This window comes from Fructobacillus apis, assembly GCF_023893635.1.
Taxonomy (GTDB): Bacteria; Bacillota; Bacilli; order Lactobacillales; family Lactobacillaceae; genus Fructobacillus; species Fructobacillus apis.
Genome location: NZ_JAMWYK010000001.1, coordinates 346,882 through 372,551 on the forward strand (window position 1 = coordinate 346,882; position 25,670 = coordinate 372,551).

General features: G+C 50.4%; 24 protein-coding genes and 1 tRNA gene. 4 read left to right on the top strand and 21 right to left on the bottom strand.

The features are described from left to right. Positions 1–205: 205 nt before the first annotated feature. From ccpA to NFX39_RS01515, 6 genes are all read right to left on the bottom strand, one after another. Positions 206–1,213: a catabolite control protein A gene (gene ccpA / locus NFX39_RS01490; protein ID WP_252442333.1), complete on the bottom strand. Its 1,008-nt coding sequence runs from the start codon at positions 1,211–1,213 to the stop codon at positions 206–208. 182 nt (positions 1,214–1,395) lie between these two features. Continuing rightward, positions 1,396–1,941 carry a SprT family protein gene (locus tag NFX39_RS01495; protein WP_252442335.1) on the bottom strand — a complete coding sequence of 182 codons (546 nt, stop codon included), beginning with the start codon at positions 1,939–1,941 and terminating at the stop codon, positions 1,396–1,398. Between the two features lie 7 nt (positions 1,942–1,948). Further along, positions 1,949–2,200 (bottom strand): acyl carrier protein, encoded by a 252-nt coding sequence (acpP, locus tag NFX39_RS01500; protein WP_252442337.1) that lies wholly within the window; start codon positions 2,198–2,200, stop codon positions 1,949–1,951. 66 nt (positions 2,201–2,266) lie between these two features. Continuing rightward, entirely contained in the window at positions 2,267–3,295 is a 1,029-nt protein-coding gene (gene plsX / locus NFX39_RS01505) for a phosphate acyltransferase PlsX (RefSeq protein WP_252442454.1), read from the bottom strand. Positions 3,296–3,500: 205 nt separating this feature from the next. After that, on the bottom strand, positions 3,501–5,534 hold the full coding sequence (gene recG, locus NFX39_RS01510; RefSeq protein ID WP_252442339.1) for an ATP-dependent DNA helicase RecG: 2,034 nt from the start codon (positions 5,532–5,534) through the stop codon (positions 3,501–3,503). A gap of 165 nt (positions 5,535–5,699) precedes the next feature. Further along, positions 5,700–6,014: a SemiSWEET family transporter gene (locus NFX39_RS01515; protein ID WP_252442456.1), complete on the bottom strand. Its 315-nt coding sequence runs from the start codon at positions 6,012–6,014 to the stop codon at positions 5,700–5,702. A gap of 340 nt (positions 6,015–6,354) precedes the next feature. On the opposite strand from NFX39_RS01515, the gene NFX39_RS01520 reads away from it, so the two are divergent. After that, complete coding sequence (locus tag NFX39_RS01520) at positions 6,355–6,642, top strand: hypothetical protein (protein ID WP_252442341.1); 288 nt, start codon at positions 6,355–6,357, stop codon at positions 6,640–6,642. 36 nt (positions 6,643–6,678) lie between these two features. Beyond that, a complete protein-coding gene (locus NFX39_RS01525) occupies positions 6,679–7,071 on the top strand; it encodes a DUF16 domain-containing protein (protein ID WP_252442343.1) in 393 nt (130 codons plus the stop codon). Positions 7,072–7,160: 89 nt separating this feature from the next. On the opposite strand, the gene NFX39_RS01530 is transcribed toward NFX39_RS01525, so the two are convergent. The 10 genes from NFX39_RS01530 to mutM all read right to left on the bottom strand — a co-directional run bounded on the left by NFX39_RS01530 (position 7,161) and on the right by mutM (position 14,379). Then, positions 7,161–7,373, bottom strand: coding sequence for a type II toxin-antitoxin system HicB family antitoxin (locus NFX39_RS01530; RefSeq protein WP_252442345.1), 213 nt, complete (start codon positions 7,371–7,373; stop codon positions 7,161–7,163). A gap of 135 nt (positions 7,374–7,508) precedes the next feature. Beyond that, a tRNA-Cys gene (locus tag NFX39_RS01535) sits at positions 7,509–7,579 on the bottom strand. Positions 7,580–7,670: 91 nt separating this feature from the next. Then, positions 7,671–7,973 (bottom strand): hypothetical protein, encoded by a 303-nt coding sequence (locus tag NFX39_RS01540; RefSeq protein ID WP_252442347.1) that lies wholly within the window; start codon positions 7,971–7,973, stop codon positions 7,671–7,673. Further along, the gene (locus NFX39_RS01545; RefSeq protein WP_252442349.1) at positions 7,948–8,736 is read right to left on the bottom strand and encodes a YibE/F family protein; all 789 of its coding nucleotides are present in this window, start codon (positions 8,734–8,736) and stop codon (positions 7,948–7,950) included. The genes NFX39_RS01540 and NFX39_RS01545 overlap by 26 nt, the downstream gene beginning before the upstream one ends. Continuing rightward, positions 8,737–9,819, bottom strand: coding sequence for a YibE/F family protein (locus NFX39_RS01550; protein WP_252442351.1), 1,083 nt, complete (start codon positions 9,817–9,819; stop codon positions 8,737–8,739). It lies immediately after the preceding gene. Positions 9,820–9,834: 15 nt separating this feature from the next. Next, positions 9,835–10,788 carry a primosomal protein DnaI gene (gene dnaI, locus NFX39_RS01555; RefSeq protein ID WP_252442353.1) on the bottom strand — a complete coding sequence of 318 codons (954 nt, stop codon included), beginning with the start codon at positions 10,786–10,788 and terminating at the stop codon, positions 9,835–9,837. 4 nt (positions 10,789–10,792) lie between these two features. Continuing rightward, positions 10,793–12,229: a DnaD domain protein gene (locus NFX39_RS01560; protein ID WP_252442355.1), complete on the bottom strand. Its 1,437-nt coding sequence runs from the start codon at positions 12,227–12,229 to the stop codon at positions 10,793–10,795. Continuing rightward, a complete protein-coding gene (coaE, locus tag NFX39_RS01565; RefSeq protein ID WP_252442357.1) occupies positions 12,230–12,829 on the bottom strand; it encodes a dephospho-CoA kinase in 600 nt (199 codons plus the stop codon). Next, entirely contained in the window at positions 12,826–13,536 is a 711-nt protein-coding gene (locus tag NFX39_RS01570) for a DUF975 family protein (RefSeq protein WP_252442359.1), read from the bottom strand. Before NFX39_RS01570 ends, coaE begins: the two co-directional genes overlap by 4 nt. 12 nt (positions 13,537–13,548) lie before the next feature. After that, complete coding sequence (mutM, locus tag NFX39_RS01575) at positions 13,549–14,379, bottom strand: bifunctional DNA-formamidopyrimidine glycosylase/DNA-(apurinic or apyrimidinic site) lyase (RefSeq protein ID WP_252442361.1); 831 nt, start codon at positions 14,377–14,379, stop codon at positions 13,549–13,551. Between the two features lie 277 nt (positions 14,380–14,656). On the opposite strand from mutM, the gene NFX39_RS01580 reads away from it, so the two are divergent. Continuing rightward, complete coding sequence (locus NFX39_RS01580) at positions 14,657–15,961, top strand: APC family permease (RefSeq protein WP_252442363.1); 1,305 nt, start codon at positions 14,657–14,659, stop codon at positions 15,959–15,961. A gap of 42 nt (positions 15,962–16,003) precedes the next feature. Here NFX39_RS01580 and NFX39_RS01585 read toward each other — a convergent pair whose 3' ends face one another. From NFX39_RS01585 to NFX39_RS01600, 4 genes are all read right to left on the bottom strand, one after another. Next, positions 16,004–17,431 (bottom strand): DEAD/DEAH box helicase, encoded by a 1,428-nt coding sequence (locus tag NFX39_RS01585; protein WP_252442365.1) that lies wholly within the window; start codon positions 17,429–17,431, stop codon positions 16,004–16,006. A gap of 132 nt (positions 17,432–17,563) precedes the next feature. Further along, on the bottom strand, positions 17,564–18,883 hold the full coding sequence (gene obgE, locus NFX39_RS01590) for a GTPase ObgE (RefSeq protein ID WP_252442367.1): 1,320 nt from the start codon (positions 18,881–18,883) through the stop codon (positions 17,564–17,566). Positions 18,884–19,197: 314 nt separating this feature from the next. Next, positions 19,198–20,997, bottom strand: coding sequence for an excinuclease ABC subunit UvrC (uvrC, locus tag NFX39_RS01595; protein ID WP_252442369.1), 1,800 nt, complete (start codon positions 20,995–20,997; stop codon positions 19,198–19,200). A gap of 74 nt (positions 20,998–21,071) precedes the next feature. After that, positions 21,072–22,694, bottom strand: coding sequence for a CTP synthase (locus tag NFX39_RS01600; protein WP_252442371.1), 1,623 nt, complete (start codon positions 22,692–22,694; stop codon positions 21,072–21,074). A 642-nt stretch (positions 22,695–23,336) separates the two neighbouring features. On the opposite strand from NFX39_RS01600, the gene NFX39_RS01605 reads away from it, so the two are divergent. Next, positions 23,337–24,848: a glycoside hydrolase family 68 protein gene (locus tag NFX39_RS01605; protein ID WP_252442373.1), complete on the top strand. Its 1,512-nt coding sequence runs from the start codon at positions 23,337–23,339 to the stop codon at positions 24,846–24,848. Between the two features lie 51 nt (positions 24,849–24,899). Here the strand turns inward: NFX39_RS01605 and NFX39_RS01610 are convergent, their stop codons facing one another. Next, positions 24,900–25,613: a DUF975 family protein gene (locus tag NFX39_RS01610; RefSeq protein WP_252442375.1), complete on the bottom strand. Its 714-nt coding sequence runs from the start codon at positions 25,611–25,613 to the stop codon at positions 24,900–24,902. Positions 25,614–25,670 lie beyond the last annotated feature (57 nt).

Below are 25,670 nucleotides of genomic sequence, written 5' to 3' on the forward strand. Positions count from 1 at the left end.
GTATATTCTAGCTTGTTATATTTTAGTTGAGAGGCGAAAAAAAGGCAATTACTTTGTTCTCATTCCAAACAAAAAGGACTAACTTATAAAGTTAGTCGCTTAAAGGCTGTTATTGTGGTGCGGAGCCCGGTGTGATCCGGGCGGAGCTTGGCGTTTGTAAGCGCGGCGAGACCGCTCGGGGAGCGGCGCGCGTTTTTCCAGTGATTTACTTCGTTGACGCCCGTTCCACCAGCGTGTACGGCAAGGTAATCTGGTCGTCGCCCAGCTCTTCCTTGTTCATCAGCTTGGTCAGCATTCGCATCGCCACCGCCCCAATATCGTACTTTGGCTGGTCAATCGAGGACAACTCCGGCCGTGCCACCAACGTGTACGTCGTGTTGTTCGACGAAATGATTTCCAAGTCGTCCGGCACTTTCTTGCCCGCATCCTGCGCCGCGTTCAAGATCCCAAGCGCCACCTCATCGTCGTATACCACCACGGCGTCGGCCTTCTGTGCCAGGATTTCGTCCGCGAGCTTCTGTCCGTCCGCGTAATTCTTGGCCCCGGTGAAGACGAGCGCGTCATCGTAGGCGATTTTCGCTTGTTGCAAAGCCTTCTGGTAACCCGCCAAGCGGAACTTCTGGTCAATCGTTCGGTCGTTTGAGCCCAACGTCAAGGCGACCTTTTCATGCTTTTTGTCTAAGAACAGGCTCGTCACCTTTTCAAAGGCCGCCTCGTAATCGATGTTCACGGAAGGCAAAGCCCCGTTTTCGGCCACGGATCCGGCCAAAACCACCGGTACGCCCGTCGCCTTAATGGCCAAAAGCACCTTATCGGACAGCTTCGTTCCCATGAAGATAATCCCATCGACCTGCTTTTGTGCCAGGTTCTTGATGGCCGTCACGGCCTGTTCCTCTTCGTCGTCCGTGTTCGTCAACAACACGTCGTAACGGTACATTCGGGCGATGTCGTCGATTCCACGCGTCAGCTCCGAGTAGAACAAGTTGGTGATGTCCGGCATCACCACCCCAACCGTCGTCGTCTTCTTTGACGCCAAGCCACGGGCCACGGCATTTGGTTGGTAGCCGAGCTCTTCAATGGCAGCGAGCACCTTGTCCCGCGTTGCTGGGCGGACACTGTCAGAACCGTTCACCACGCGGGATACGGTTGCCAATGAAACGCCAACCGCAGCGGCGACGTCATAGATTGTTGCGTTCTTTTTTTGTTCGTCCATTTTACGCGGAGCCTACCTTTTTTGCCCTTATTTGAAAGCGCTTTATACTGTCAAATATCATAGCAAAAAAAGCACAGGGTCGCAAATTGTCCTGTGCTTTTCTGATGTACTTTTTGTATCGGTTATGGTGCCTGGGACGCAAACAAAAAGAGCCCCTTTTCAGGTGCTCTTTTTAAATGCTTTTAGTTGTCTTTTTTGATGAGCGAAAGACGGCCGCGGCAACGACCACAGCGGTAGCGCTTCGTGTCCACCGGCCGTGCCCGGTCAAAGGTGTGACCAGACGAACAGGCGTAGTGGTACTTCCGTTGGACCTTCCGCCTGGCCCCAATGTCCGGTGCGTAGCGCGACCCGCCAACCTGCTTGAGCAAGGCCTTGAAATCCGCATCCGCATGCTTGTATCCCCGCCCCAGCAAATGGAGGTGGTAGTGACAGAGTTCATGCTTGATGATGGCCTCGAAGTCTTCTTGCTCTTTCATCTTGGGATTAAAATCCAGGTGATGATCTTTCAGGTGGTAGCGACCGCCCGTCGTTTGCAAGCGTGCGTTCCACACCGCCTGGTGGGTGAAGGGCCGATTGAAGGCGGCCAGGGATATCGCTTCCACCTGCTGCTGGAGGGCAGCCTGCACTGGGGTACCCAAGCTCGACTGAAAGCCCTGGCGTTTTTTGGTTGGCGCTGCGTTTTGCGGCGACACGCGTTTTGAGGGCACGGGACGGGCCCGTTTTTTCATGAAGAAATTACTTACCCTGGTGCGCATACACGTAATCAGTCACCTGGTTCAACGTCGTCAGGTCGTCCAGCTCTTCGTCCGGTACTTCCATGTCAAACTCATCCTCGAGCTCAACGACTAACTCCACCACGTCGATTGAGTCCGCGCCAATCTTCTCCACGAAGTCCGCGTTTGGCTCAATCTTATCTTCTGAAATCGCAAAACGCTTAGCAACTTCATCTTTGATTTGCTCGTAAATTTGCTCCTTCGATAAGGCCATTGATTACTCTCCTCAAGCTTTTAAATCGAATTTTATACTAACACAAAAAAGCCACGGCTGTTCGATTTATTTTGCAGCCTTCTTTACCTTCAACTTATCGGCGTTTTCCTTGATGAATTCAGCCGTCTTATCAACCAGCTTTCCTTCTACCATCGTTTGGATCTGTCCCATTGAGTTCGCCACGGCGTTTGCCTTCGCTGAACCGTGCGTCTTCACCACCGGTGCCTTCACACCCAAGACCACGGCGCCACCGTTTTCCTGGAAGTCCATCTTGTGCTTCATCGCCTTCAAGGCTGGCTTTAACATCAAGGCACCCAAGATTCCGCGGATTCCTGAACCCTTAATGGCTTCCTTAATCTGGCCCATCATCGTCAAGGCCGTTCCTTCAATGGCCTTCAACGTCGCGTTTCCAGAGAAACCGTCGGCCACAACGACGTCCGCCGTTCCTTCCATGATTTCACGTGCTTCCACGTTTCCGAGGAAGTTAAAGGCGTCCGTGTTCTTCATCAACTGGTGGGCAGCCTTGTGGACGTCGTCCCCCTTATCTTCTTCACCACCGTTGTTCAACAAGCGAACGCGTGGGTTTGAAATACCCATTACGGATTCGGCGTAGAAGGTTCCCAAGATACCGTACTGGTACAAGTGGGATGGCTTGTTTTCGGCGTTGGCACCCAAGTCCATGAACACGAATTCACGGTGTGGGCCACCAAAGGCTGGGAAAGCCGTTGCCAATGCTGGACGTTCCACACCGCGGATACGTCCCACGATGAAGATGGCTGATGACAAAAGCGCACCCGTGTTACCGGCTGAGAACAAGGCATCCGCCTTGCCTTCCTTCACGGCGTTGGCTGCTTGGACCAAGGATGAGTCCTGCTTTTCCTTCATCGCCTTGACGGGTTCATCCCCCATCGCAATCACTTCGGTCGTTGGAATGAGTTCCAAACGGTCCATTGATTGAATCAATGGCTTTACTTCTGATTCCGTTCCAAAGAGCATGAATTCAAGCTCTGGGTAACGGTCACGGGCCATTTCAACACCCTTTACGATTTCTTCTGGGGCGTGGTCGCCACCCATGGCATCAATTGCAATCTTAATCAAAACAGTTCTCCTCTGTGTTTCAGTTGGTTCTTTATTTGCTTTGTTTGTTGTTAGGTTTTTGCAAGCGTTCCCGATTGGCCTTTGCCGGCTGGCACTGTCAAAGTCAAACCCGGCCCTGCTTCGAAAACGTGCGCAGCCGGGCAGCGGTTGGCGGTTAGCTATCTGCCACAAACGGGTCGCCTTCGGTCTTGACTTTGCCAGCCTAATCGAAGTGCCGGAAGGACGCCATCGTCTTTGAGAGATGGTCGACCAGAGCCTGGTTATCGGGCTCTTGATCCCAGCCGTCTTCGCGGACCAGGTTCAGGGCCTCTTCCTGGGCGATGGTGAGCATCGTCAAATCCTTCACCGGATCACCCACCTGGAATTCAGGCACTCCGGCCTGCTTCGTTCCTAGAATATCACCAGAACCACGAAGCTCCAAATCCTTTTGAGCAAGTTCGAAGCCGTCGGTCGTGTCCACCACTGCCTGTAATCGTTCCTTCCCGTATTCAGTCTTCGGGTCAGCCATCAGAATCGTGTAGGACTGTCGGTCACCACGACCAACACGCCCACGCAACTGGTGCAGCTGCGCCAGACCAAAACGGTCAGCATCTAATATTAACATAATCGACGCGTTCGGCACGTCGACGCCAACTTCGATGACGGTCGTTGAGACCAGCACCTGAATCTGGTTGTCCGAAAAGCCGGCCATCAGGATGTCTTTGTCTTCCTTTGGCAAGCGGCCGTGCAGCAACCCCACCGTGTAGCCCTGCAGTTCGTCCTGCAAGTCCTGGTAGACGGCCGTCACGTTCTGCACGTCGAGCGACTCCGACTCTTCAATCAGCGGTGTCACGACGTAGGCCTGCGCCCCCTTGGCCAGCTCCACCTTCAGCATGGCAATCGCTTGGTCGTACTGACGGTTTGGCAGCTGCTTCGTAATGATTTGCTTACGGCCGGCTGGCAGCTCGTCAATCACGGAAACCTCCATTTCCCCGTAGGCCGTGATGGCCAGGGTTCTTGGAATTGGCGTGGCCGTCATCGCGAGGATATCGGGGTTCACCCCGCCCTCACGCAGCTTGGCCCGTTGCTTCACACCGAAGCGGTGCTGCTCGTCAATCACGGCAATTCCGAGGTGGTGGAAGTGCACCCCGTCTTGGACGAGGGCGTGCGTTCCAACGACGATGTCGATGTCGCCGTTTTCGAGGCCCTCTAAGATCTGACGGCGTTGGGCCGCCTTTAACCCAGACGTGAGCAGTTCGACGCGGAGCTCAATGCCGGCTGAATCAAAGAGCTTGGCAAGCCCCTTGGCGTGCTGCTGAGCGAGAATTTCGGTTGGCGCCATGATGGCCGCCTGGTTACCCGCCGACACCGCCGCGTACATCGCGATGGCCGCAACCACGGTCTTACCGGAACCAACGTCTCCTTGGAGCAGGCGGTTCATGTGCTGGGGCGAAGCCTGGTCGGCCAGGATTTCTTCGATAACTCGCTTCTGCGCGTTCGTCAGTTCGAAGGGTAAGGCCTTTTCAAAGTCAGAAACGGCCCGGCGGTCATAGTCCAGCGCCTCACCCAGGAAGCGTTGGTCGGCCTGCTTGATGAGTTGCAGACGCATCTGAAACAAGAAGAATTCTTCGAAAGCGGCCGATCGGCGTCCCGCCTTGGCCTCAATCTTATCCTTTGGGAAGTGGCTGTATTCCACTTGATCGTTCTTGTCGAGCAGGCGGTACTTGTCGCGCAGGTGCTTTGGCACCAGGTTATCCATCTGTCCGCGAATCTGGCCCCAGGCCTGTTCCACGAGTTCAGCTAACGTTTTGGCCTTGATGGCCTTTGAAACCGGGTAAATCGGTGACAGGCCGTCGACGGAAGCCGGCACCAACTTAATGGCGGTCATGGCTGCTCGGGCGGCTTGGTAGGTTCCGTAAACAGCAACCTCTTGTCCAACTTCTAGGTTCTTTCCAATCCAGGGTTGGTTGAAAAAGGTCACGCGGACGTTTTCCCGGTCGACCAGAAGGCCAATGACCGTTTGCGACCTTTTTCCAAAGCGTCGAACAACGGGTGGTGTGGAAATCACGCCCTTGAAGGTGACCTTTTCACCATCCATCGTTTGGGAGGGCAAGCGTTCGCCCATGTCGTCATAGCGGAAGGGATAGTAAGACAGCAGATCGTAGATTGTAAAAATCCCCAAGTCCTGCAGAGCCTGTATGCGCTTAGGCCCGACACCGGACAAAACGTCGACTGAATCTTCAACTGAAATGGCCATAAGCACCCCCTCTTTGATAAGCAATATTTTACCACCAGTAGATAAGAAAAGAAACGCGGTGAATCGATTCAAAAACAGAAGCGTGAACAAGTCGGGCATGGTCGGTTTTGACTTTTTCAGGCACAAAAAAAGCCGCTGTGTTTAACAGCGACCAAAGTGATGATTCTAGTGAACGTATACCGTAATGACGGTAACCAACCCAAAGATAACACCGGGGATGTTGGAAATGATGATTGGCCAATCCTTGTAAGTCTTGCACCAACCGTAACCAACCCAAAGCGTTGCGTTAATCATCGCAACCAATGGCTGTACTGGGTTAACTGGGTTTCCAGAGAAGTTTGCCTGAATTTGTGGAATGTATGAAACGTACATCAAGATGCACATTGCCGTCGCAACTTTTGAAAAGAGCTTCAGCATCTTAATCCGACGTTCATCAACAACCTTTCGTTCATCGGGATGAACAAAATTATCAACACGCATTCCCATGAATTATATCTCCTATTCCATTATTCGCTCGAATAATTGCTTATAGTATAACACATATTTGAGCAAAAAAGGCCAATTTGCTCAATAATTATTTTGATAAAAAGGCTTTGTACTAACTTTATATTTCATTTAATGTCTTTTTGTTAGTCGTTATGCTCACTTTTTTACAGGTGTATTTTTATTCTAGTCAAGGTCTGTAACATTCACTATCGGAATAATTTTTGGGTGTGTGAGGAAATATAATTGGGGTGACAAAAATATTTTTAAAACGGTTAAGACAGATTCCCCCTCTTTCCGTATAACCCCTTGAAGGGAAAAGAAAAGGAGATTTCCCATGAATAAAGAAAACACTGCACAACGAAACGACTACGTGACCCACTCCGAATTTGAAGGATCCATCGACAAGAATGAACTCACCCAAGACAAAATATGCGGAGAGGTTAAGGAGGTCAGAAAGGAGATCGTTAAACAGAACGTTAAAATCGACGACCTGAATCGTAAGATTGAACGGCTACTCATCAAAGTTAACTACTCAGTTTTCGACAATCTGTTTCCAGATAGTTTTTTACTACTCTTGCCATTCATCGTTATGCTCGTTCTTGCAGTGGCCGCTCATCGTTAAACTGACCTATCGAGGTACAACTGAAAGGAGGTCCACATGACCACAGCACAACTAACCGACTACGTCACCCACTCGGAATTCAAAGACTTCGCCCATAAGAGCGAACTCGCCCACGAAAAAATCTCCGGTGAAATTTCTGATTTGAGAAAGGACATTGGAGTACAGAACACAAAGATTGATGCTCAGAACGTCAAAATCGATGCCTTTACCGATAAAATTGATGCTCAGAACGTCAAAATCGATGCAATTACGGACAAAATTGATGCTCAGAACGACAAAATTGATGCCATTACCGAAAAAGTTTCCGCGGACATCAAACTTTTAGGTAAGGAATTAGAAGTAACCCTTCACAAGTCAGTGATTCATCATACCCTTTGGCTTGTGGGAACCTTACTGGCGACAATCGGCCTCTTCTGGTTCAACCGTTAAGCATAAATAAAAAAACACCCAGCTAGTAGCTGGGTGTTTTCTTTAAACGATGCTGTATTTTTGCTCTAACGTTTACTTGGCAAAATCACTTATTCAGCAGACTTCGTCAGAGTCAGAGCCGTATTCGTTGTTGCCAATGCTAATTCAATAGCTTCTTTCATGTGTACCAACAACGCTTCCACCGTTTCACCGGTTGAAAAAGCACTCGGCACATCTGGGGCACTTCCCCAGTACATACCACCCTCTTTATGAATAATCACGGCATAGCTTTGTTCAACCTTTACTTGATAATTGTTAGACATGGGCATCCTCCTCAATGTCGTTATCGACTTTATTATCGGACCAACCATTCAAAATGGAAAGTTTTCATATCATTTAGGACACTCCCTTCCAAAACAAAAAACGCCCACCCTTATCGAGTGAGCGTTTTTTTATGAAGGTGGTAACCGGAATCGAACCGGTGATCAGGGTGTTGCAGACCCATGCCTTACCGCTTGGCTATACCACCAAAAAGCGTTAAACAACGCTTATGATTATAAAGAAATGTGGACTAAATATCAAGCGTTTCAGCCCAGCAAATTCGGATTTCAAAAGAAGTCTTAACCCAGCTTGTTATCCAACAGAATTTGATCCATTTCCTTTTGAATTTCAGGCGTCTTCTTCCATTCAGGGAAGTGGTCGCATTCAATTGGCAATTCTTCGTAAGTTTCGTTCAGGTAGGCTTCGACTTTTTCCAAGTGAGAGGAACGGGGAACGTTCATCTTCAAGATCCGCACTTCCTTGATGAAGCCGTGATCGGCTGCGTATTCCGCGCGGGAATTTTCCGTGATGTTTCCCAATTCGTAGTAAATTGACCCGTCGTTACGAGTAATTTCTTCAATCAACGTAAATGTCAGATTCATTTAGAATCTCCCTTCCTTCTTTTGCAAAAGCGTGTTCCACCAAGTAATTGGCCACCTGAATGGCAGCAAGAATGCCCAGCATTCCGAGCAGCATCGTCACCACTTCAAAGATCAGCAACTTTGCGTTCAGGAATTCCGACAGCGAGTAGTGCAGGCGGAAGAACCAGACGAGCAGTGGGATGTTGGCCCCGAGCATTCCGAAGAACAGCGTGTTAATCGCCGTCCCCAGAATCTGGGAGCCGATCACCTGCCCCTGCTTTTTTAAGCTATCCAAGGTGATGTCAGGCGTTCGTTCAACAACTTCAAAAAGGTCGGCCGTCACGGCCATCGCTGCTTCCGCAATGGCACCTAGTGCCGAGATGACCATCACAATGACGGCAAGGCTACCAAAGTCAATCCCGACCGCCATTGAAAGCCCCTCCAACTCATCCGAGTTTTCTAGGGTGTAGCCCTGCAGGTAGCCCATGTACTGAGCCAAATAAGCCAGCCCCACAATGAAGATCAACACGATGATTGCCGACTGCCACGTAATCGTCAGTACCCGACTCCGGCCCGTCGACAAGAAGATGGCGACAGACAGAATCAAAACAGCCATCACGACCAGCACAATCAAAGGCGAAAAGCCCCAGTTGACCAAGGTGATGAGCAAGAAGAGTAAGAAGCAGTTCAAGAAGAGTCCCAAGAAGGTCAGCATCCCCTGCTTCTTTCCAACCCATGCCAGGGATAAGAACAGCAAGATGATGAGCAGTAGAATCGCATTCATTTAGCCCACCTCCCTTTTTCTTGTGAGCACCTTGGCAGCCAAGAAGGCCGTTACCGGTACCGCCCAGACGATTCCAAGGGCAGAGACCACCGTTTGGAGAATGCCCAGGTTCATGGCCTGGTCGAGGATGTAGCCCCAGTTATTGCCATTCCGGAGCATCAGGACCACCATCGGCAGTGTCTCGGCGATAAAAATCATGAACAAGACGTTCGTCAACGTTCCAAGGATTTCTTTTCCAACGGATAGACCGGATCGGTAGTATTCCATAAAGCTTCTGTCGGTCGATTCACGTTGCATGCCGTACAGACCGGCGACGATGTCACCGGATTCGTCCATTACGGCCCCCAGCACACCAATCACAGCCTGGCTGTAGAAGATTGGTGCCGGTACCTGCGTGACGTAGGACATGGTCTCAAAGTGCACGCCGGAAGAGCCCGTCACCGCCAAGGCTAGCGCCATGGCAATCAAGGCCAACAGAGTGGCGACACAGGTCGCTACCCAGGTAATCAGCGCCTGTTGGTTCTTTCCGAGAACTAAGACAAGCGCAACGGCCGCGAGCACCAAGGCCAGCACCGAAAAGATTGGCAGAACTGGAAAGGACCGGGAATGTGAATCCCAAATCACCACACTCAAGAACAAGAGGGCGTTCACCACCAAGGACAGCGTTAAGTACGAAAACTTACGCCAACCTGAAGCCATGTACAAACCGGTAAGAAGCAGCGCCACGAGACCAAAGAGAAGCGAATCTCTTTTTGGCATGTCCACCTGGTACTGCTGGCCCACCTTTGTCAGTAGCAGCTGGTCATGTACCTTGTACTGGCTACTTTCGGCCTTGGAAGACAAAAAACCATTGTCCACCTCCACGACTTTTCCGCCTCGGTTGACGATTTTCACGGTTAACGTTTGCTTGTAGTTCTTATCCTGATTTCCGTGTTCGTCTTCGCTATCTGAAACGAAGCTGGTCTTTTCGGACAGCACTTCCCCTACGGGTTGTTGGTAGCAGAAGCTATCGAAGCGACTGATAAAAAAGAAGAGCAAGGCCATTCCAAGCAGAATGGCTGCTTTTTTAATGACAACTTGCATCTGATACCTTCTTTACTAACGTTGTAAACGGCGGTTTTCACCGGACATGTTCACGGATTCGGACAAGAAGAGGACACGCTGCATCAAACGCGCAGCCTTTCCAGGTTCGTTTCCGTCCTTGGTCTGCGCCAAGTACTGCTCCAGCGAAGCCAAATCAAAGTTTGACGTGAAGCAAGTGGTCAGTTCGTGTTGCATCCGGTATTCCAGGATAACGGCCAAGATGGCGTCACGTGACCAGGCGGACAAGGCGTCCGCTCCGATATCGTCGATGATCAAAACGGGCGCTTGCTTCATCTGGTTAACCGTCGTCTCTAATGAGACGTCGTTTTTCTTGTTAAAGGTGGACTTCAACTGCTCAATCATGGATGCCCAGTGCACCATCATGACCGGAATCTCGTTGTAGGCCAAGGCGTTGGCCAAGGCGCCCATCAAGTAGGTCTTTCCGACCCCGAAGTCTCCGGAGAGGTAGACGCCGGGAACGAAACGGCCGTCCTTTTGCTTTTTCTTTTCAACAAGCCCTGTAAAAGTCGCAACCACGGCGGTCAAAGCACTCGCGCGACCAGCGTCGTTGGCTGACTCCTTCATGATTTCATCCAGGTCGGCCTTTTGAACTGCCTTTGGAACGGCAAAGGCCGTGAGCAATTCCTTTTGCTTCATTTGCTTGATGGTCTTTTCCGTTGGTTCGTAGGCCACGTGTGGGTAACCCTTCTCGACGACCAAAGTTGGACGGTAGCCAGGATAAAGGGCCTTCTTTGAATCCTCTTCGCGCTTCTTTTCGCGGATGAATTCAAAGAGGTCCATCATGGAAACGACGAGGGCGTCGGTCTTTAATTCGTTTTGGTGTTCCTTCCAGAAGGCCTGAATATCAGGATCTGCTTGAATGGACTCCAAAGTCTTCGCCGTTGCCCCTTCCGTCATGGCTGGGTAGCGCTTCATAAATTCGTTCAGAACCGTTCCTAAGTCTTGCATGCATTTAATCCTTTGTCTTGTACTTCTTCATCATATCAAGCGCTTGCTTGACTGCCTGCTGGTCAACATTATCCTGCTTTTGCTCGTTTTTGGCAAAGGCTGGTTCCTGCTTTTGGGCACGGTTGGACCAGTTGTTTCGACGTGGCGCTTGGCGGGCGTTCTGCTTACCCTGCGCGCTCTTTTCCTGGTGGGCCTTAATGGCAGCCACAGCGTCTTCGGCTGACTTCACGCCGGCCTTTGACCAGGAATTCGCGATGGCATCCACGAGGCTGCGCTTCAAATCCGCCTGATCCATGTTCACCAGCACCTGATAGACCAGGATGTTGATGGCAGGGACGGGCAACGTCTTATGGTCAATCAAATCATTTAAGATTCGGACTTCACCGTTTGTGACGTAGCCGCGGTTTTGTTCCTTAATCTGGCCAATGAAGTCGATTGGTGAAAGGGAGTTTGCCGCGTCGTACAAACGCTTCAATGCCTTGTTCACATCGGGATTGCTCGTGGATACTGGCTGCTTGTTCGCTGCTTTCGTTTCTCTTTTAGCGGCAACTCCTTCGGCAGCACCTGCTTCTTCCTTCTTCAAATCAGCCATCTGTTCGGTCCGGCGTTGGCCGTTCCAGTTCTGACTCAGGTATGACAGGAAGCCCTGCTTGTTCAGCTCGTGGTCATCCAGGTTGATCGAACGGGTTAAGGCCGTGGCCATTTCGGATTCGTTCAAGCCATAGAGCACTTGTTGGGCCATGATGAGGTCCTTTTCCTGTTCAAGCTTATCCTTTGTCGTGCCGTGTACGAGTTCGCACATGCCGGCCCAGGCAAAATTGACCTTGTTCCAGTCCTCTTTCTTGATGACCGGTGAGTCGTCTTGCAGGGAAACGGCTGGCTTCTGGTTGGCCTCAGGCATTCCAAAGACCTTCAAGAAGGAAGCAGATTGGTCCTGTTCCTCGTTCAACGGTTGACCCGTGCGTCCTTGATAGCGCTTTGCCAAAGCCAGATAGCGGTCTTCGCCAACGTAATGGTAAAGCAAACCAGAAAGCAGATCTTCCTTGAAGAAGTCGGCGGCCGACAACGGACGGTTCAGCACATAGCGGTAAGTTTCCTTGCCCATCAACACGCCCTTGTATGACTTGAGCAATGAAACGGCTTCCAGGGCCTGCTTGGCACGAACGAGGTCCGGCGCCGACATGGAAAGGGAATCCAGAATTAAGTAGTGGTCCGAAAAGCTAGCACGACCATCCGCTCCAGCAATCGAAACGCTGCTTTGCATACCGTCCGCACCCGCTTCTTCCTCGACCAAGAACTGGTAGAGAGCATAGGCCTTCGGTCCCAAAAACGGCAGGTAAAGGTTAAAAACCAATCCCAAATCGGCAGCAGAAATCGAGCTCTTGGCGCCTAAGACGAAGGGCTTACTAGCTTGAAAATCCGTTGTTTGCTGCTCAACCATTTAGTTCTCCTTTAGGTTTTGTAAGTAGGCCTGTACCTGCTTGGTTAATTCTTCTTCGGTGCCGTTGTTTTCAAAGACAACGTCGGCCTTTGCTTGCTTTTCAGCTGCAGGCATTTGGGACTTGATGCGCGTTTGGGCCGCCCATTCTTCGAGGCCGTCGCGGGCCATCAAGCGGTCCAGTTGAACGCGTTCGTCGGAAACGACAACAATCACTTCGTCAAACCAGCCGGTTTGATCATAGTTTTGTTCGTAGTACAAAGGAATCGCACAGAAAACGATTTCTTCGCCCTTCATCCGGAAGAAGGACAAGGAATCTTGAATGCTCGACTCAATCTCCGGTCCGGTGATTGACGTCAACTGCTTTAACAAGGCCGGGTTGGCAAAGACTTTTTCACCCAGTGCCTTACGGTCCAAAACACCGTTTTTAACGATTTGATTTCCAAAGGCCGCCTTAATTTCTTCCAGGGTGTGCGTCCCCGGTTCCACGACTTGGCGGGCAACGAGGTCCGCGTCGATTACCTTGTAGCCGGCTTCTCGAATTTCATTTGTCACAAAGGACTTTCCAGAGGCGATGCCGCCCGTAATGGCAATCACTTTCATTGCAGTACTCCTTCAATTGCTTTTGAGAAAACTTGCGTTGAATAAACCACGCGACAAGTATTGATGTATGGCGTAATCCAGATATAGGCGAGCCCAAGCGTCATGATGCCGACCAAGTGCCAGCCGATAAAGGACAGTTCGAGCAAGAATAACTCGCGCTTGCGACCGCTCATGACACGACGTGAAATCGTGATGTAGTCCGTGAGCGAATTCTGCTTGCGGTCAAAGAGCAAATCCATCTTGTAGGCGTAATACGTTTGCGAATACGAAAACATTTTGACAAGGGCTGGCAAAGTCAAAAACGACCAGAAAAAGAGGAGGATTTTCTGAACAAAGGCGAGCAAAAAGGCCGGGAAAAAAACCTTGAATGAGAACCCTTGCAAACCAGACGCCCAGGACAGCTTACGGTCGGGTTTCTGGAAGGCGTCGATGATGGACCACTTTGCTGACCAGGAAACCAAAAGACCAAGCGCACCGGAAACCGTCCGTGAGAAGTAAAGGTCGGCACCGGAATCATGGACACCGGAGCGGCTTAGAACAAAGCCCTTGTAGAACATGTAGACGGTGAAGGCGAGCATCCCCGTCTTTACCAACTGGAACAAGATGATGGGCCAGGTTGCCTGGAGTCCCTTCTTGAAGTGTTCTTTCAATTGTTTTTTGGCGGTTACTTTAACGCGTTTTCTTGAAATGGGTTCAACTTTTAGCATAGGTGTATCGTTTTACTTTTTCTTTTGGCATTTTGGACAGAACGTCGTGCCTCGCTGGCCCACCTTGATTTTCTCGAGGGGCGTTTCGCAGCGACGGCAAGGCAGCTTAGCACGTCCGTATACGTCGAGTTCGTTTTGGAATTTGCCGACTTCGCCAAAGACGTTGGAGAAGGAGTGAACCGTCGTTCCGTGGTGCTTTGTGGCGCGGGCAATTTCGCTGATGATGTTTTCGCGCAGCTCGCGAATTTTTTGAGCCGAGATTTTGTCCGTTGTGGTCTCCGGGTGGATCCGAGTCTGCCAAAGGACTTCGTCGGTGTAGATGTTTCCAAGACCGGCAATGTTGGACTGGTCGAGCAAGAAGGGCTTAATCAAACGCTTGGATTTCTTGAAGATTTGCTTCATGTAGTCCAGGCTCAAATCTTCCTCGGTTGGTTCTGGACCAAGGTCTTTTAAACCGGAAACCTGGGTCAGTTCGTCGCCTGTTTTCACCAAGGTCATGCGTCCAAAACGACGGGTGTCGTTATAAAAGAGAACGCGGTCGTCCTTCAAAGTGAAAATGACTTCGGTGTGCTTGTGGGGCGTTGCCCCTTTTGGTTCCACCGAGTACTGCCCTTCCATGCGGAGATGGGAAACGATGGTTTGATCACCAGAAAGGCGGAATAACAGGTACTTACCGCGCCGTTCGATGGCTTCGATTGTTTTTCCGACAGGTTCTTCTTGGAAGGCCTTCAAATCGGAAGTGACCGCCTTTGGATAAGGCAGGTCGACTTTTTCGATGATGGCTTCTTTCACCAGGGCGGTGAGGCCGCGGCGAACCGTTTCGACTTCGGGTAATTCAGGCATCTTCTTCCCTCCGTTAGGCAGCTTCTTCAAGCTTTTTTCGTCCATAAACGACAAAAAATGCGTTGAGTGTATACCTTCATATTTTAGCATAGCACCGTACAAAGCGCAGTTTTCTGAGCGCTGCTTTTTCTGGTCCGTCGTCTTCTTGCCGAAGTCAATTTTCCATTTCAAATCAGAAAAGAAAACATCCGTGACAAAATTACAAAATAATCATAAAATGTAAAACAATGACTAGATAACAATTTCCTCCCCACTGAAAAACAGATAAGGTCAAGACATGAAAACAGAAAGCAACACCGAGCAGCAACCAAAAGCAGCCAAAATGGGTTTCATTTCCCTGATTCTATTCGGGATCAACGCCATCATCGGATCAGGAATCTTCCTGCTGCCCTCAACGGGTATGAAGTTGTTCGGGCCGGCCAGCATTCTGGTCCTCCTCTTCGATGCGGTCTTAGCATTCTGTATCGCCATTTGTTTTGCGGAATGTGCGTCCTACTTTAAGGAAACGGGTGGTGCTTACGTCTATGCCCGTGAGGCCTTCGGGCGCTTCGTTGGTTACGAGGTTGGTTTCGTGACTTGGGCCATTTGGATCATCGCGGAAGGAACAATGTACACGGCCTTCGCAACGGCCCTTGGAGGAATCTTCCCAGCACTCGGAACCCCGGCGGACAAGACAATCATCATCGTCTGCCTCTACTTGTTCTTGATCACCTTGAACGTTTCGGGGGTTCGGATGGCGACGATTTTGTCCAACGTGATTACGGTTGGAAAGCTGACGCCAATCATCTTGGTCATCGTGGTTGGCCTCTTCTTCATGAAGCCAGCACACTTTGACCCCTTCTTTGTGACAAAGTTGGCGACGGTGCCGAACTTCGCGACGGCGGCCATCACGCTCTTCTACATCTTCTCCGGATTCGAGCGCGTGGTCATCACCGCGGGTGACATGAAGAACGCACAAAAGAACCTGCCAAGGGCGTTGTTGATTTCACTGGCAACTGTCGTGACGGTCTACATCCTCGTGATGGTGACGTCAATCGGTGTCTTGGGTGACCGTCTGGCAACGTCAACGGTGCCGTTGAAAGATACGTTCCAGGCCATCGCCGGAAACTTCGGTGGGAACATCATCGCGATTGGAACGTTGCTTTCAATCGGTGGTATCTGTATTGCGTCATCGTTCGTGTCACCCCGTTCCGGTGTGGCCTTGTCCGATAACAAGATGATGCCAAGTGTCCTGCAGAAGCGTAACAAGAAGCAGGCGCCGTACGTCGCCATCTTGATTTCGGGAACGGCTTCGTTGGTCATCGCCCTCTCCGGTTCGTTTGCGGTCCTCGCCCAGATTTCAGCGGTGTCCCGTTTCGCGCAGTTCATCCCAACAATCTTGGCTGTCCTGGTCTTCCGCAAAAAGTTCGGCGACAAGGAAGGCGGCTTCAAGGCGCCGTTTGGTCCGCTCATTCCGGTCGTGGCCTTGCTCGCTTCGCTCTGGTTGCTCAGCCACGTGAGTCCAGCCAACTTGATTTGGGGACTCGGCGCCTTGCTCTTGGCCGTGCCATTCTACTTCTTAACGAAAAAAGCCCAGGGTTAATCGCCCATCAAAAAAGCCACGCTTTTCTGCGTGGCTTTTTGTTTAGTCTCTTTTTTCAGCCCATTTTGGCTTACCCTTATTTTTCTTCTTGCGGGCTTGGTGCTTTTGCTTCACCTTCTTTTGTGCCAATGGATCATTTGCCTTACGTGCGGCAGCCTTGCGGGAAGCAAAGCCTTGTCCGGGTTTCTTCACGGAAGAATCGCCCTTCTTGGCCACACCCTTGGCCGAGCTCTTAGCTTGAGCACGTTGGCCCGGCTTTTCCTTCTTCGTTGAAGCGATGGAAACGGGCGCTGGTTCGTCGTCGATTCGGCCTTCGAAACGTTCGTCAGCACCCTTGCGACGAGCAAGTTCACGGCGTGCGACCGCAGCGGCTTTCGTCTTCTTGTCGTCCACGGAGGCCCAGGAGAACTTGTCCAAGTCCAACTCGTCGGGCAGGTACTGCTTCAACAAGCGGATGTCGTGGTCGTTTCCAAGTGTCAGGACCTGACCAGCCATTCCCGCCCGTCCGGTACGACCAGAACGGTGCAGGTAGGCCGTCAAATTGCGTGGTACCTGGGCGTTCACAACTAATGGCAAGCCGGTGATGTCGAGTCCACGACCAGCCACGTCCGTGGCCAAGAGCAAGTCCAACTTCCCCTTCTTAAAGGCCTGCAAAGCGTCGGCGCGCTTCAAGTGGGACTTCTCGTTGTTTCCAACGGACATCACGGAAGCGTGTTCGTGACGCAAAGCAGCCTGCGCGGCAACCAGCGCGTTGATGGAGTTAAAGAACACCAAGGCTTGAACGTGGCGACGGGCCAGCTCAATCAACACTTTGTGGCTGGCGCGGGCATCGACGTGCAGGTAAGTGTGCGCGATTTCCTTTGGTGATTGTTGCCCAACGGAAACCGGCTTCACGGATTGACCAAAGAGTTCTTGAACCCAGGCCAAATCGACACCAGAAGTGGCGGAAAAGAGCGTGACCTGCTTCAAGTTTGGCAGGTTGTCGGCCAACTTTTCCAAATCTTCACGGTGCTCGTCTGTCAACGTAGCGTCGGCTTCATCAACGACCAACATTGAGAAGTTGTTCGTCTTCAAAGCCTTTCCGTCGATCATCGTTTGGATACGTCCAAGCGTTCCAACAACCACGGCCGGCTTTTCCTTCTTCAGCTTGTCGGCCTGGCGCTTTCCGTTGGCCCCACCAATCAAGGCGGCGACCTTCACACCAACCAATGCTGCGTAGGGACGGATGACCTGGGCCAACTGCGCGCCCAATTCCTGGGACGGTGCCAAGATCAAGAGCTGGTGTCCCTTCTTGTCCAAGTCCAAGCGGGAAAGCAGTGGCAAGGCAAAGGCCAGTGTCTTTCCGGAACCGGTTGGTGCCAGTCCAAAGAGGGATTCACCGTCCGCTAACCGTTCGAAGAGCGCCTCTTGAATGGGTGTTTTTGTCGCAAAGTTCTTCTCAAACTCCGCTTGTAATTCGGGTAAAATCATATCGTTCTCCAGAAAGGATGACGTCGTCACCCTTTTTCAAAATCATTATATCAAAGTCAGAACCGACCAGGCCCCATCGCCCCCGCTTCTGACTTTATCCTGCTAAAAAAACCTGGTCGCCCAGGTTTTTTCTTAATCAGAATATTCAAAGACAAAGTTTGTGTTGTTCACGCGAACGTCGTCGCCGTCCTTGGCACCGGCGTCACGGAGCATTTGGTCAACACCCATGTGGCGCATCTGACGGGCAAAGCGCATAACGGTCGCTTCACGCTGCAAGTTGGTCATGGCGGCCAACTTTTCGACTTCTGGACCAGAAATCATCCAGCACTCGTACTCAGAATCCCAGTCGACTGAAAGGTCAGGCTTGTCTTCTTCGAACTTGTAAACCTTCTCGTTTTCGTTTGCTTCTTCTTGCACCTTGTAGGCTTCGGCAACCGGTGCCTTGTCCAAGACGTTAGCGGTTTCACGCAAGAGTTCGTCCACGCCCTTGTGGGTCACAGCAGAGATAGCCATGATTTCAGGCGTTTCCTTCAAACCAGAGTCGGCCTTTACCTGCTTCACGAATTCTTCAAAGAATGCTTCGGAGTCAGGCATGTCCATCTTGGTAGCCACAACGATTTGTGGACGGTCCAAAATCGTTGGATCGTATTGTTCCAACTCAGTCAAAATCTTACGGTACTGCGTGTAAGGATCTTGACCTTCGATTCCAGACATGTCAACCAAGTGGAGAATGACACGGGTACGTTCGACGTGGCGGAGGAACTGGAATCCCAGTCCAACACCTTCGGACGCCCCTTCAATCAATCCTGGCAAGTCCGCCATGACGAAGTCACGGTCGTCAGAAAGACGCACCATTCCGATGTTTGGATCAATCGTTGTAAAGTGGTAGGCCGCAATCTTTGGCTTTGCGTTTGATACAACGGAAAGCAAAGTGGACTTACCAGCGGATGGGAAACCAACCAGACCGACGTCGGCCAAAACCCGCATCTCCATCTTGATGTTACGGATTTGTCCTGGTTCCCCGTTTTCAGAAAGTTCAGGAGCAGGGTTTGCTGGCGTGGCGAAGTGGATGTTTCCACGTCCACCGCGACCACCGCGGGCAACCAAGAGCGTTTGGCCATCGTAGACCATGTCGCCCAAGATTTCACCAGTGTCCGCGTCCGAAACAATCGTTCCTTGCGGCACCTTGATGATGCGGTCTTCGGCTGAAGCCCCAGTCATCCCCTTTGTTCCACCCTTACCACCGGCTTGCGCCTTAAAGTGGCGGTTGTAACGAAAGTCCATCAGCGTACGGAGTCCTTCGTCAACCTTCAAGATGATGGAACCTCCATGGCCACCATCCCCTCCAAAGGGACCACCCATGGCAACAAACTTTTCGTGACGGAAGGAGACGATTCCGTCGCCTCCCTTTCCGGCTTTTAATTCAACTTGTGCTTGGTCAACGAATGCCATGAACCGGTTTCTCCTTTTTCTTTCTTAAATCGTACTTCAGACATATAAGTTTAACACAGAAGCGCCTGCTTGACTAGCTGAAAAGTAGCAATATGACTTTAATTATACGCCTTACATCGCAAATGAAAAAGGTTCTAAAGAAAAGTTTTTCATACTTTAGAACCCTTCATTATTGTTTATTATGTTGCGTGGCTTTTGACCGAAAACGGCGCTGTTCTTTCTAAAATCAGCCATCTTTTCGACCGTTTCAAAAGTCCGACCCGACCCTGCCAATTTTCACCAGCACGGTTCGACGCACCCGCCACCTTCCAACCTTACTTATCGACCTTTGATTGCGAAAGTGACCAGTGAACGAGCTGGGCCGTCTTTTCAGACAGTCCGAGCGCCTTCAACTCTTCTGGCGAGGCCGCCTCAATCTTCGACAGTGAGCCGAAGTTCGTCAACAACTTCTGACGAGTCTTTGGCCCAACACCAGAGATGGCGTCCAGACGGGAAGCCAAGGATTTCTTGGAACGGGACTTGCGGTGGAAGGTAATGACGAAGCGGTGCACCTCATCTTGAATCCGCTGAAGCAAGAAGAATCCCTGGGAGCGGTGATCCAAAGGCACAATTTCCTCGGTCTTACTCGAAATCAAATCGGCTGTCTTGTGCTTGTCGTTTTTGACCATGGCAGCGACAGGAATGTCCAACCCAAGCTCATCTTCCAGCACTTCCTTGGCTGCGTGCAACTGGGCCAAGCCACCGTCCATCAGGATAAGGTCCGGCATGTCGTCGTGTTCCTTTAACAAGCGGGAATAGCGACGCCGGATGACTTCCTGGGTCTCCGCCCATTCGTCGGCGTGGGTCACGGTCCGAATCTTGTACTTCCGGTAGAGGTCCTTGTTTGGACGACCGTCTTCGAAGACGACCATGGCAGACACAATCTCATCCCCCTGCGTGTGCGAGTGATCGAAGGCCTCGATGCGGTGTCCCATGGAGATGCCGAGAGCGTCCGTAATCTCCTTCATGGCCTGCGTGGTCTTCTGTTCGTTTAGTTCCATCAAGCGGAACTTTTCTTCCAGCGTGATGCGGGCGTTCTTTTCGGACAGGTCGAGCAGGTCTTTCTTCTCACCACGAACCGGCGTGCGCACCGGCAGGTCCAAGGCCTCGGAGAGCAAATCCGTGTCGATGACGTCCGGTACGAGCACTTCCTTTGGCTTTTGGATATTCTTTTGCAGGTAGAATTGTTGAATGAAAGTCGTCAATTCGTCCACACCATCGGACACGACGGCGAAGGTTTCCTTAAACTGGCGAATCAACCGCGCCTGACGCAAGAAGAAGACGGAAACCGTCATCCAACCCTTGTCGAGGTAGTAGTTGAAAAGGTCACGCGGCGTAGAATCCTTGGACAAAACCCGCTGGCTTTCCACTGTTTCGTCGATGTACTTCAACTGGTCGCGCAAATCGGCGGCGCGCTCGAACTCCATGTTTTCGGCGGCCTGCCCCATTTCTTCCTGCAGGCGACGCTTCACGACCTTGGTATCGCCGGACAAGAAGCGCTTAATCTTTTCGACCTGTACGTCGTACTCTTCCTTTGGGACGGTTTTAAAACAGGCCCCCAGGCACTGCCCCATGGAGTAATACAAACAAGGGCGACCCTGGCGGCCTTTACAACGCCGTAAAGGATAGTTTTTCTCCAAGAAATGAATGGTTTCTTGCGCCGCATACACGTTTGGGTAGGGACCGAAGTAGAAAGCACCGTCCTTTTTCACCTCCGAAACGAGGGCCAGGCGTGGGTCGCGTTCTTGGGTAATCTTGATATAGGGATAACCCGTTCCGTATTTCAAACGGATGTTGTAATAGGGCTTATACTTTTTAATCAGCTCGTTTTCGAGCAGGAAAGCTTCCTTATCGGAATTGGTGACGATGAAGTCAAAATCGACGATGTTTGACACCAATTCGGCCGTCTTCCCCTCGTGGTCCTGCTTAAAGTAGGAGCGGACACGGTTCTTAAGGTTCTTGGCCTTTCCGACGTAGATAATCTTCCCCTGGTAGTCCTTCATTTGGTAAGAACCAGGTTCGCTGGGCAAAAGCGACAATTTTTGTTCAATATGTTTTGAGGTTTTGGCTAGCATAGCTCCATTATATCCTTTTCGTGACAAAAAGACCGCCCGGAAAGGCGGTCTTTTTATGAGGAAAAGAACGAAACTTAGTTCTTTTCGCTTTGCTTAATCGAAGCAGTGATAAAGCTGTGGTAAAGTCCTTCAGGCTTGTTAGGACGTGAGATGAATTCTGGGTGGTATTGCGCAGCAATAAAGAAGTCGTTCTTAGGGTATTCGATAACTTCCATCAACTTGTTGTCAGGTGACACGGCTGAGAAAAGCATACCGTTGTCTTCGAATTGCTTACGGAATTCCGTGTTAAATTCGTAACGGTGACGGTGACGTTCGTCCACTTCGGACTTGTTGCCGTAGGCAGCGGCCGTCTTTGAACCTTCGAGCAAGCAAGTTGGGTAGAATCCCAAACGTTGCGTACCACCAAGGTCCGTCACTTCGTTTTGTTCATTCATCAATGAGATAACTGGGTGCTTTGTTTCAGGATCCAATTCGATTGAGTTGGCGTCCTTGTAACCCAAGACGTCACGGGCAAATTCAACGGAAGCCAATTGCATACCCAAACATACACCCAAGAATGGGATGTTGTTTTCACGGGCGTACTTGATAGCTTGAATCTTACCTTCCGTTCCACGGGGACCGAATCCACCCGGAACCATAATTCCGTCCTTACCCTTCAACAATTCTTCCACGTTATCAGCGTTAACCGTTTCAGAGTTGATGTGGTCGATGTGAACATCAGTATCTTGGTCGTATCCACCGTGCTTCAACGCTTCGTTAACTGAGATGTAGGCATCAGGCAAATCCGTGTACTTACCAACAACGGCAACGTTGATTTCCTTCTTAGGGTGCTTGATCTTTTCGACCATGGCAGCCCATTCCTTCATGTCGGCTTCAGGAGCATCCAATTGCAAGTGCTTCAAGACAACGTCGTCCATGTGTTGTGCTTGCAAGTTCATTGGGATTTCGTAAAGCGTTTCCACGTCACGTGATTCCACAACGGCTTCCTTTGAAACGTCTGTAAACGTTGCCAACTTTTCAATCAAGCTGTCAGCCAATGGCTTTTCAGTACGCAAAACCAACATGTCTGGTTGGATACCAAGTGAACGCAATTGCGTCACTGAGTGTTGCGTTGGCTTTGTCTTTGCTTCACCAGCGGCACGCAAGTAAACCAAGAGTGACGTGTGAATGTAGAAGACGTTTTCGCTACCAAAGTCAGACTTCATCTGACGCAAAGCTTCGATGAATGGCAATGATTCGATATCACCAACCGTTCCACCAACTTCGACGATGACAACATCGGCGTCCGTTGATTCTCCGGCCTTTACGATCTTATCCTTGATGGCGTTCGTGATGTGTGGAATAACTTGAACAGTTCCACCGTTGTAGTCTCCACGACGTTCCTTCGCCAAGACTTCTGAATAGATTCGTCCAGTCGTGACGTTTGAGTACATGTTCGTGTTGATGTCCATGAAACGTTCGTAGTGACCCATATCCAAGTCGGTTTCAAGACCGTCACCAGTAACGTACGTTTCACCGTGTTGGTAAGGTGACATCGTACCTGGGTCGACGTTAATGTATGGATCCAACTTTTGGATCGCCAACTTCAATCCGCGGTTCTTGAGCAAGCGTCCCAATGATGCTGCAACAATTCCCTTACCAAGTGAGGAAACAACCCCACCCGTGACAAAAATGTACTTGGTTTGTTTCTTAGCCATACTGCCTCCTGTAGCTCTGCCAAACTGCCGGTGTCATTCCGATGGGATACGGTCAACCAGGCCATATATAAAATAGAAAAACTCCCAAGCAATGCTTGGGAGCTATTAAACGTTTTTCACAGTAATTGTGAGCCCTAATATATATTACTGATTGCCCCTAGGGATGTCAAGAATTTTTCATTCTTTTTCACCCAGCGGGCTAGACCACTAGACCAATCGAAATAAAAACCGTTTATTTATTCGTATAACGACTATTATGATAACGAATAATCACGCAAAATTCAAATAAACCATGGCATTTTAATGATGTCTAATATAGACGCAAAAACGGCGACTATTGTTTAAGCTACTAAAAGCAATCATCGCACCAGGGGTTGCCTTTTTTTATTTCTTGAACATTCCATCTCTTCATAACACGACTCACATTCAAAAGACGTGTTATACTGTTAATAGAAAAGAGCTCCTAGCTTTCGCTAGAAGCCCTTCCCTAGCAAAGCCGCTAAAACGACGACAGGATTCATAGTTCTAAAAAGCAACCATCGCACCGGCCAAAGCGAGATGGTTGCCTTTTTTATTTCCGCCACCCTTCACCCACTTTGTTATAATGATTCTAATAAGAAAAGAACGAAGGCAATTAGAATCATGAATCGGCACCCATTGTCATTTCTGAACTTGAAGAAAGTTCCTTATACGACGATTTTGATGGGCTCTCTCACCACAACCGCCATTTTACTCGGCATTAGTCAGCAGCCGCTCGGCAAGAGCAACCCGGTTGCTAGCAGCATCGCCCACTTCACCCGCTTGGACTTGTTAGACATCCAAAAGCAGATGAAGGACAGCCGCTTTGCGATGCCGACTTTTGATAAAGAGAAAAGCGCGCAGGTGATGCCGGACGCAAAGGGTATCGACCCAAAGGACGGTCAGGTGAAGCCCCTTTCCCTCTGGGATTCATGGCCAGTCACTGACCAAGATGGCCGCGTGGCCAACTACCACGGTTACCGGCTGACCATCGCCCTCTCAGCCGTTGGGAAACGGCGCGATAAAAAGGGCGTGAAAATGGCCCTCTTCGCGCAAAAGATTGACGATAAGAACACCGCACCCGACTCCTGGATTTACCTGGGTTACGTGTTGAACTCCTTTACGGAGGGCAGCGAAAGCTCCGATGAAACCATCAAAAAGATTAACAACGAGTGGTCAGGTTCAGCCGCGATGATGAATCCACAGGACGACACGATTCGTGTCTTTTACACTGGTGCCATGACCCAGCACGGTCAGGCGCAGTCGTTAAGCACTGTCCAAGTCAGTGTCGAACCGAAGGACGGTTCGAACTGGTCCTCTGGTTTGAAGGTGAACCACCAAAAGGCAGCCGACCACGAGACGGTCTTTCTGGGCGACGGTAAAATCTACCAAACGGTCAATCAGATTAAAAGTAAAAACGATTCCTTTGCCATGCGCGATCCACATTTCGTTTCGGCAAACGGTCACTACTACCTAACCTTCGAAGGAAACACGGAAAAAAACTACGGAAACGGGCAAGTTACCTTGAACTCGCCCGAGGATTACGGATCACTCGAAAGCTATTCGTCCGAGCGCAAGAAGATGGCGACAAACAATGAGCTGGGCTCAAAGGTCGCCCTTGCTTCCGGTGCCATCGGGCTCTTGGAGTTGAACCACGACTTCACGGTGAAGACGGTGAAGGCACCGTTATTGATGACCTCTTCGGCCAACGACATCACGGAGCGGCCGGACCTTTTCTTCTATAAGAACAAGTGGTATCTCTTCACCTGTTTCCAGGGCAAATCCTTGGCCACGACGGACAGACGTTTCATGGACGAGAATTTTTTGTACGGTTATGTGTCAACAACCGGCATCGATGGTCCCTACGAGAAATTAAACAAAACGGGGCTGGTTCTCGGTTCGAACACGAAACGAAACACGAGAAAATTCACCTACGCGTACACGGTGTTGCCACCGAAGGACGAGCGTGATGACGCTTTCCTCATTACGTCCTTTACGGGGGATCGAACCTTTGCGCCGTCGGTCGGGCTGACGATTAAGGGCAATGAGACTTGGGTGCAAAACCAAAAGGTCTATGACCAGGGCGCACTGTCGCTAGACGGGGCAACGCTTCCTTCAAAGCCACAGCCTTGGTAAGGTATAAAAACGAAAAACACCGCCGAATTCGGCGGTGTTTTTCTTATAACATTATGCTTCAGATGTAACGTCTTCTGAACCCTTTGCTGCTTCGTCCTTCAAGTGGTTGTAGAAACCAGCGATTGTCAAGTACATGTATGGCAACAAGATGATGTTTCCAAGTCCAAAGGCCAAGTTAGCCAAGATCATCCATCCAATGAATGACAAGTAAATGACAAACAATTCCCACTTGTGGCCGTCCATCATTTGACGTGAACGAGTCAAAGCGTCAGTGTATGAAATTTCTTCTCCAGCAGCCTTGGCATCCTTGTAGATGAACAATGCTTGTGAGTATGAGAATGACTTGATGATTCCAGGAACCAACAAGAGCAATGCCCAAAGCGTTGTGAAGACCATTTGCAAGATTCCGATAACCAAAGTACCCACGAAGAGCCCCTTTGATTCGCCGTATGCGTTAATCGTTTGCAAGAATGGTTGTGCTTCGCGCTTTTCTGAACGGAAGAAGTTCAACAACGCAAACATCGCAGCAGTCGTGGCGAAGAAGCCAAGAATGTTCATAACTGAAGCGTTCGCAACAGCCCCAACAGGGAACGTGAACCCGTACCCGTTTGCCATGTCAGTGAACGTGCTGTCGAAGTCTGATGGACTACCAGCCCAGTCAAAGATGAATGCTGGCAAAGTAATCAAGAGGGCGTACACCCAGTTCCCTTGCAACTTGTCTTTTGCTTGCGCCTTAATCTGGCGACGAATTTCTGCTTTTGTCATGTTCCCTCCAAAGGTAAATTAAACTCCCGCCATTGTATCAAGTTCGCCCCTGACTTT

What these genes read in the sequence shown, in the direction of transcription:
- ccpA (WP_252442333.1), bottom strand. Translation starts at nt 1,213, where the DNA reads ATGGACGAACAAAAAAAGAACGCAACAATCTATGACGTCGCCGCTGCG.
- NFX39_RS01495 (WP_252442335.1), bottom strand. Translation starts at nt 1,941, where the DNA reads ATGAAAAAACGGGCCCGTCCCGTGCCCTCAAAACGCGTGTCGCCGCAA.
- acpP (WP_252442337.1), bottom strand. Translation starts at nt 2,200, where the DNA reads ATGGCCTTATCGAAGGAGCAAATTTACGAGCAAATCAAAGATGAAGTT.
- recG (WP_252442339.1), bottom strand. Translation starts at nt 5,534, where the DNA reads ATGGCCATTTCAGTTGAAGATTCAGTCGACGTTTTGTCCGGTGTCGGG.
- NFX39_RS01515 (WP_252442456.1), bottom strand. Translation starts at nt 6,014, where the DNA reads ATGCGTGTTGATAATTTTGTTCATCCCGATGAACGAAAGGTTGTTGAT.
- NFX39_RS01520 (WP_252442341.1), top strand. Translation starts at nt 6,355, where the DNA reads ATGAATAAAGAAAACACTGCACAACGAAACGACTACGTGACCCACTCC.
- NFX39_RS01525 (WP_252442343.1), top strand. Translation starts at nt 6,679, where the DNA reads ATGACCACAGCACAACTAACCGACTACGTCACCCACTCGGAATTCAAA.
- NFX39_RS01530 (WP_252442345.1), bottom strand. Translation starts at nt 7,373, where the DNA reads ATGTCTAACAATTATCAAGTAAAGGTTGAACAAAGCTATGCCGTGATT.
- NFX39_RS01540 (WP_252442347.1), bottom strand. Translation starts at nt 7,973, where the DNA reads ATGAATCTGACATTTACGTTGATTGAAGAAATTACTCGTAACGACGGG.
- NFX39_RS01545 (WP_252442349.1), bottom strand. Translation starts at nt 8,736, where the DNA reads ATGAATGCGATTCTACTGCTCATCATCTTGCTGTTCTTATCCCTGGCA.
- NFX39_RS01550 (WP_252442351.1), bottom strand. Translation starts at nt 9,819, where the DNA reads ATGCAAGTTGTCATTAAAAAAGCAGCCATTCTGCTTGGAATGGCCTTG.
- dnaI (WP_252442353.1), bottom strand. Translation starts at nt 10,788, where the DNA reads ATGCAAGACTTAGGAACGGTTCTGAACGAATTTATGAAGCGCTACCCA.
- NFX39_RS01560 (WP_252442355.1), bottom strand. Translation starts at nt 12,229, where the DNA reads ATGGTTGAGCAGCAAACAACGGATTTTCAAGCTAGTAAGCCCTTCGTC.
- coaE (WP_252442357.1), bottom strand. Translation starts at nt 12,829, where the DNA reads ATGAAAGTGATTGCCATTACGGGCGGCATCGCCTCTGGAAAGTCCTTT.
- NFX39_RS01570 (WP_252442359.1), bottom strand. Translation starts at nt 13,536, where the DNA reads ATGCTAAAAGTTGAACCCATTTCAAGAAAACGCGTTAAAGTAACCGCC.
- mutM (WP_252442361.1), bottom strand. Translation starts at nt 14,379, where the DNA reads ATGCCTGAATTACCCGAAGTCGAAACGGTTCGCCGCGGCCTCACCGCC.
- NFX39_RS01580 (WP_252442363.1), top strand. Translation starts at nt 14,657, where the DNA reads ATGAAAACAGAAAGCAACACCGAGCAGCAACCAAAAGCAGCCAAAATG.
- NFX39_RS01585 (WP_252442365.1), bottom strand. Translation starts at nt 17,431, where the DNA reads ATGATTTTACCCGAATTACAAGCGGAGTTTGAGAAGAACTTTGCGACA.
- obgE (WP_252442367.1), bottom strand. Translation starts at nt 18,883, where the DNA reads ATGGCATTCGTTGACCAAGCACAAGTTGAATTAAAAGCCGGAAAGGGA.
- uvrC (WP_252442369.1), bottom strand. Translation starts at nt 20,997, where the DNA reads ATGCTAGCCAAAACCTCAAAACATATTGAACAAAAATTGTCGCTTTTG.
- NFX39_RS01600 (WP_252442371.1), bottom strand. Translation starts at nt 22,694, where the DNA reads ATGGCTAAGAAACAAACCAAGTACATTTTTGTCACGGGTGGGGTTGTT.
- NFX39_RS01605 (WP_252442373.1), top strand. Translation starts at nt 23,337, where the DNA reads ATGAATCGGCACCCATTGTCATTTCTGAACTTGAAGAAAGTTCCTTAT.
- NFX39_RS01610 (WP_252442375.1), bottom strand. Translation starts at nt 25,613, where the DNA reads ATGACAAAAGCAGAAATTCGTCGCCAGATTAAGGCGCAAGCAAAAGAC.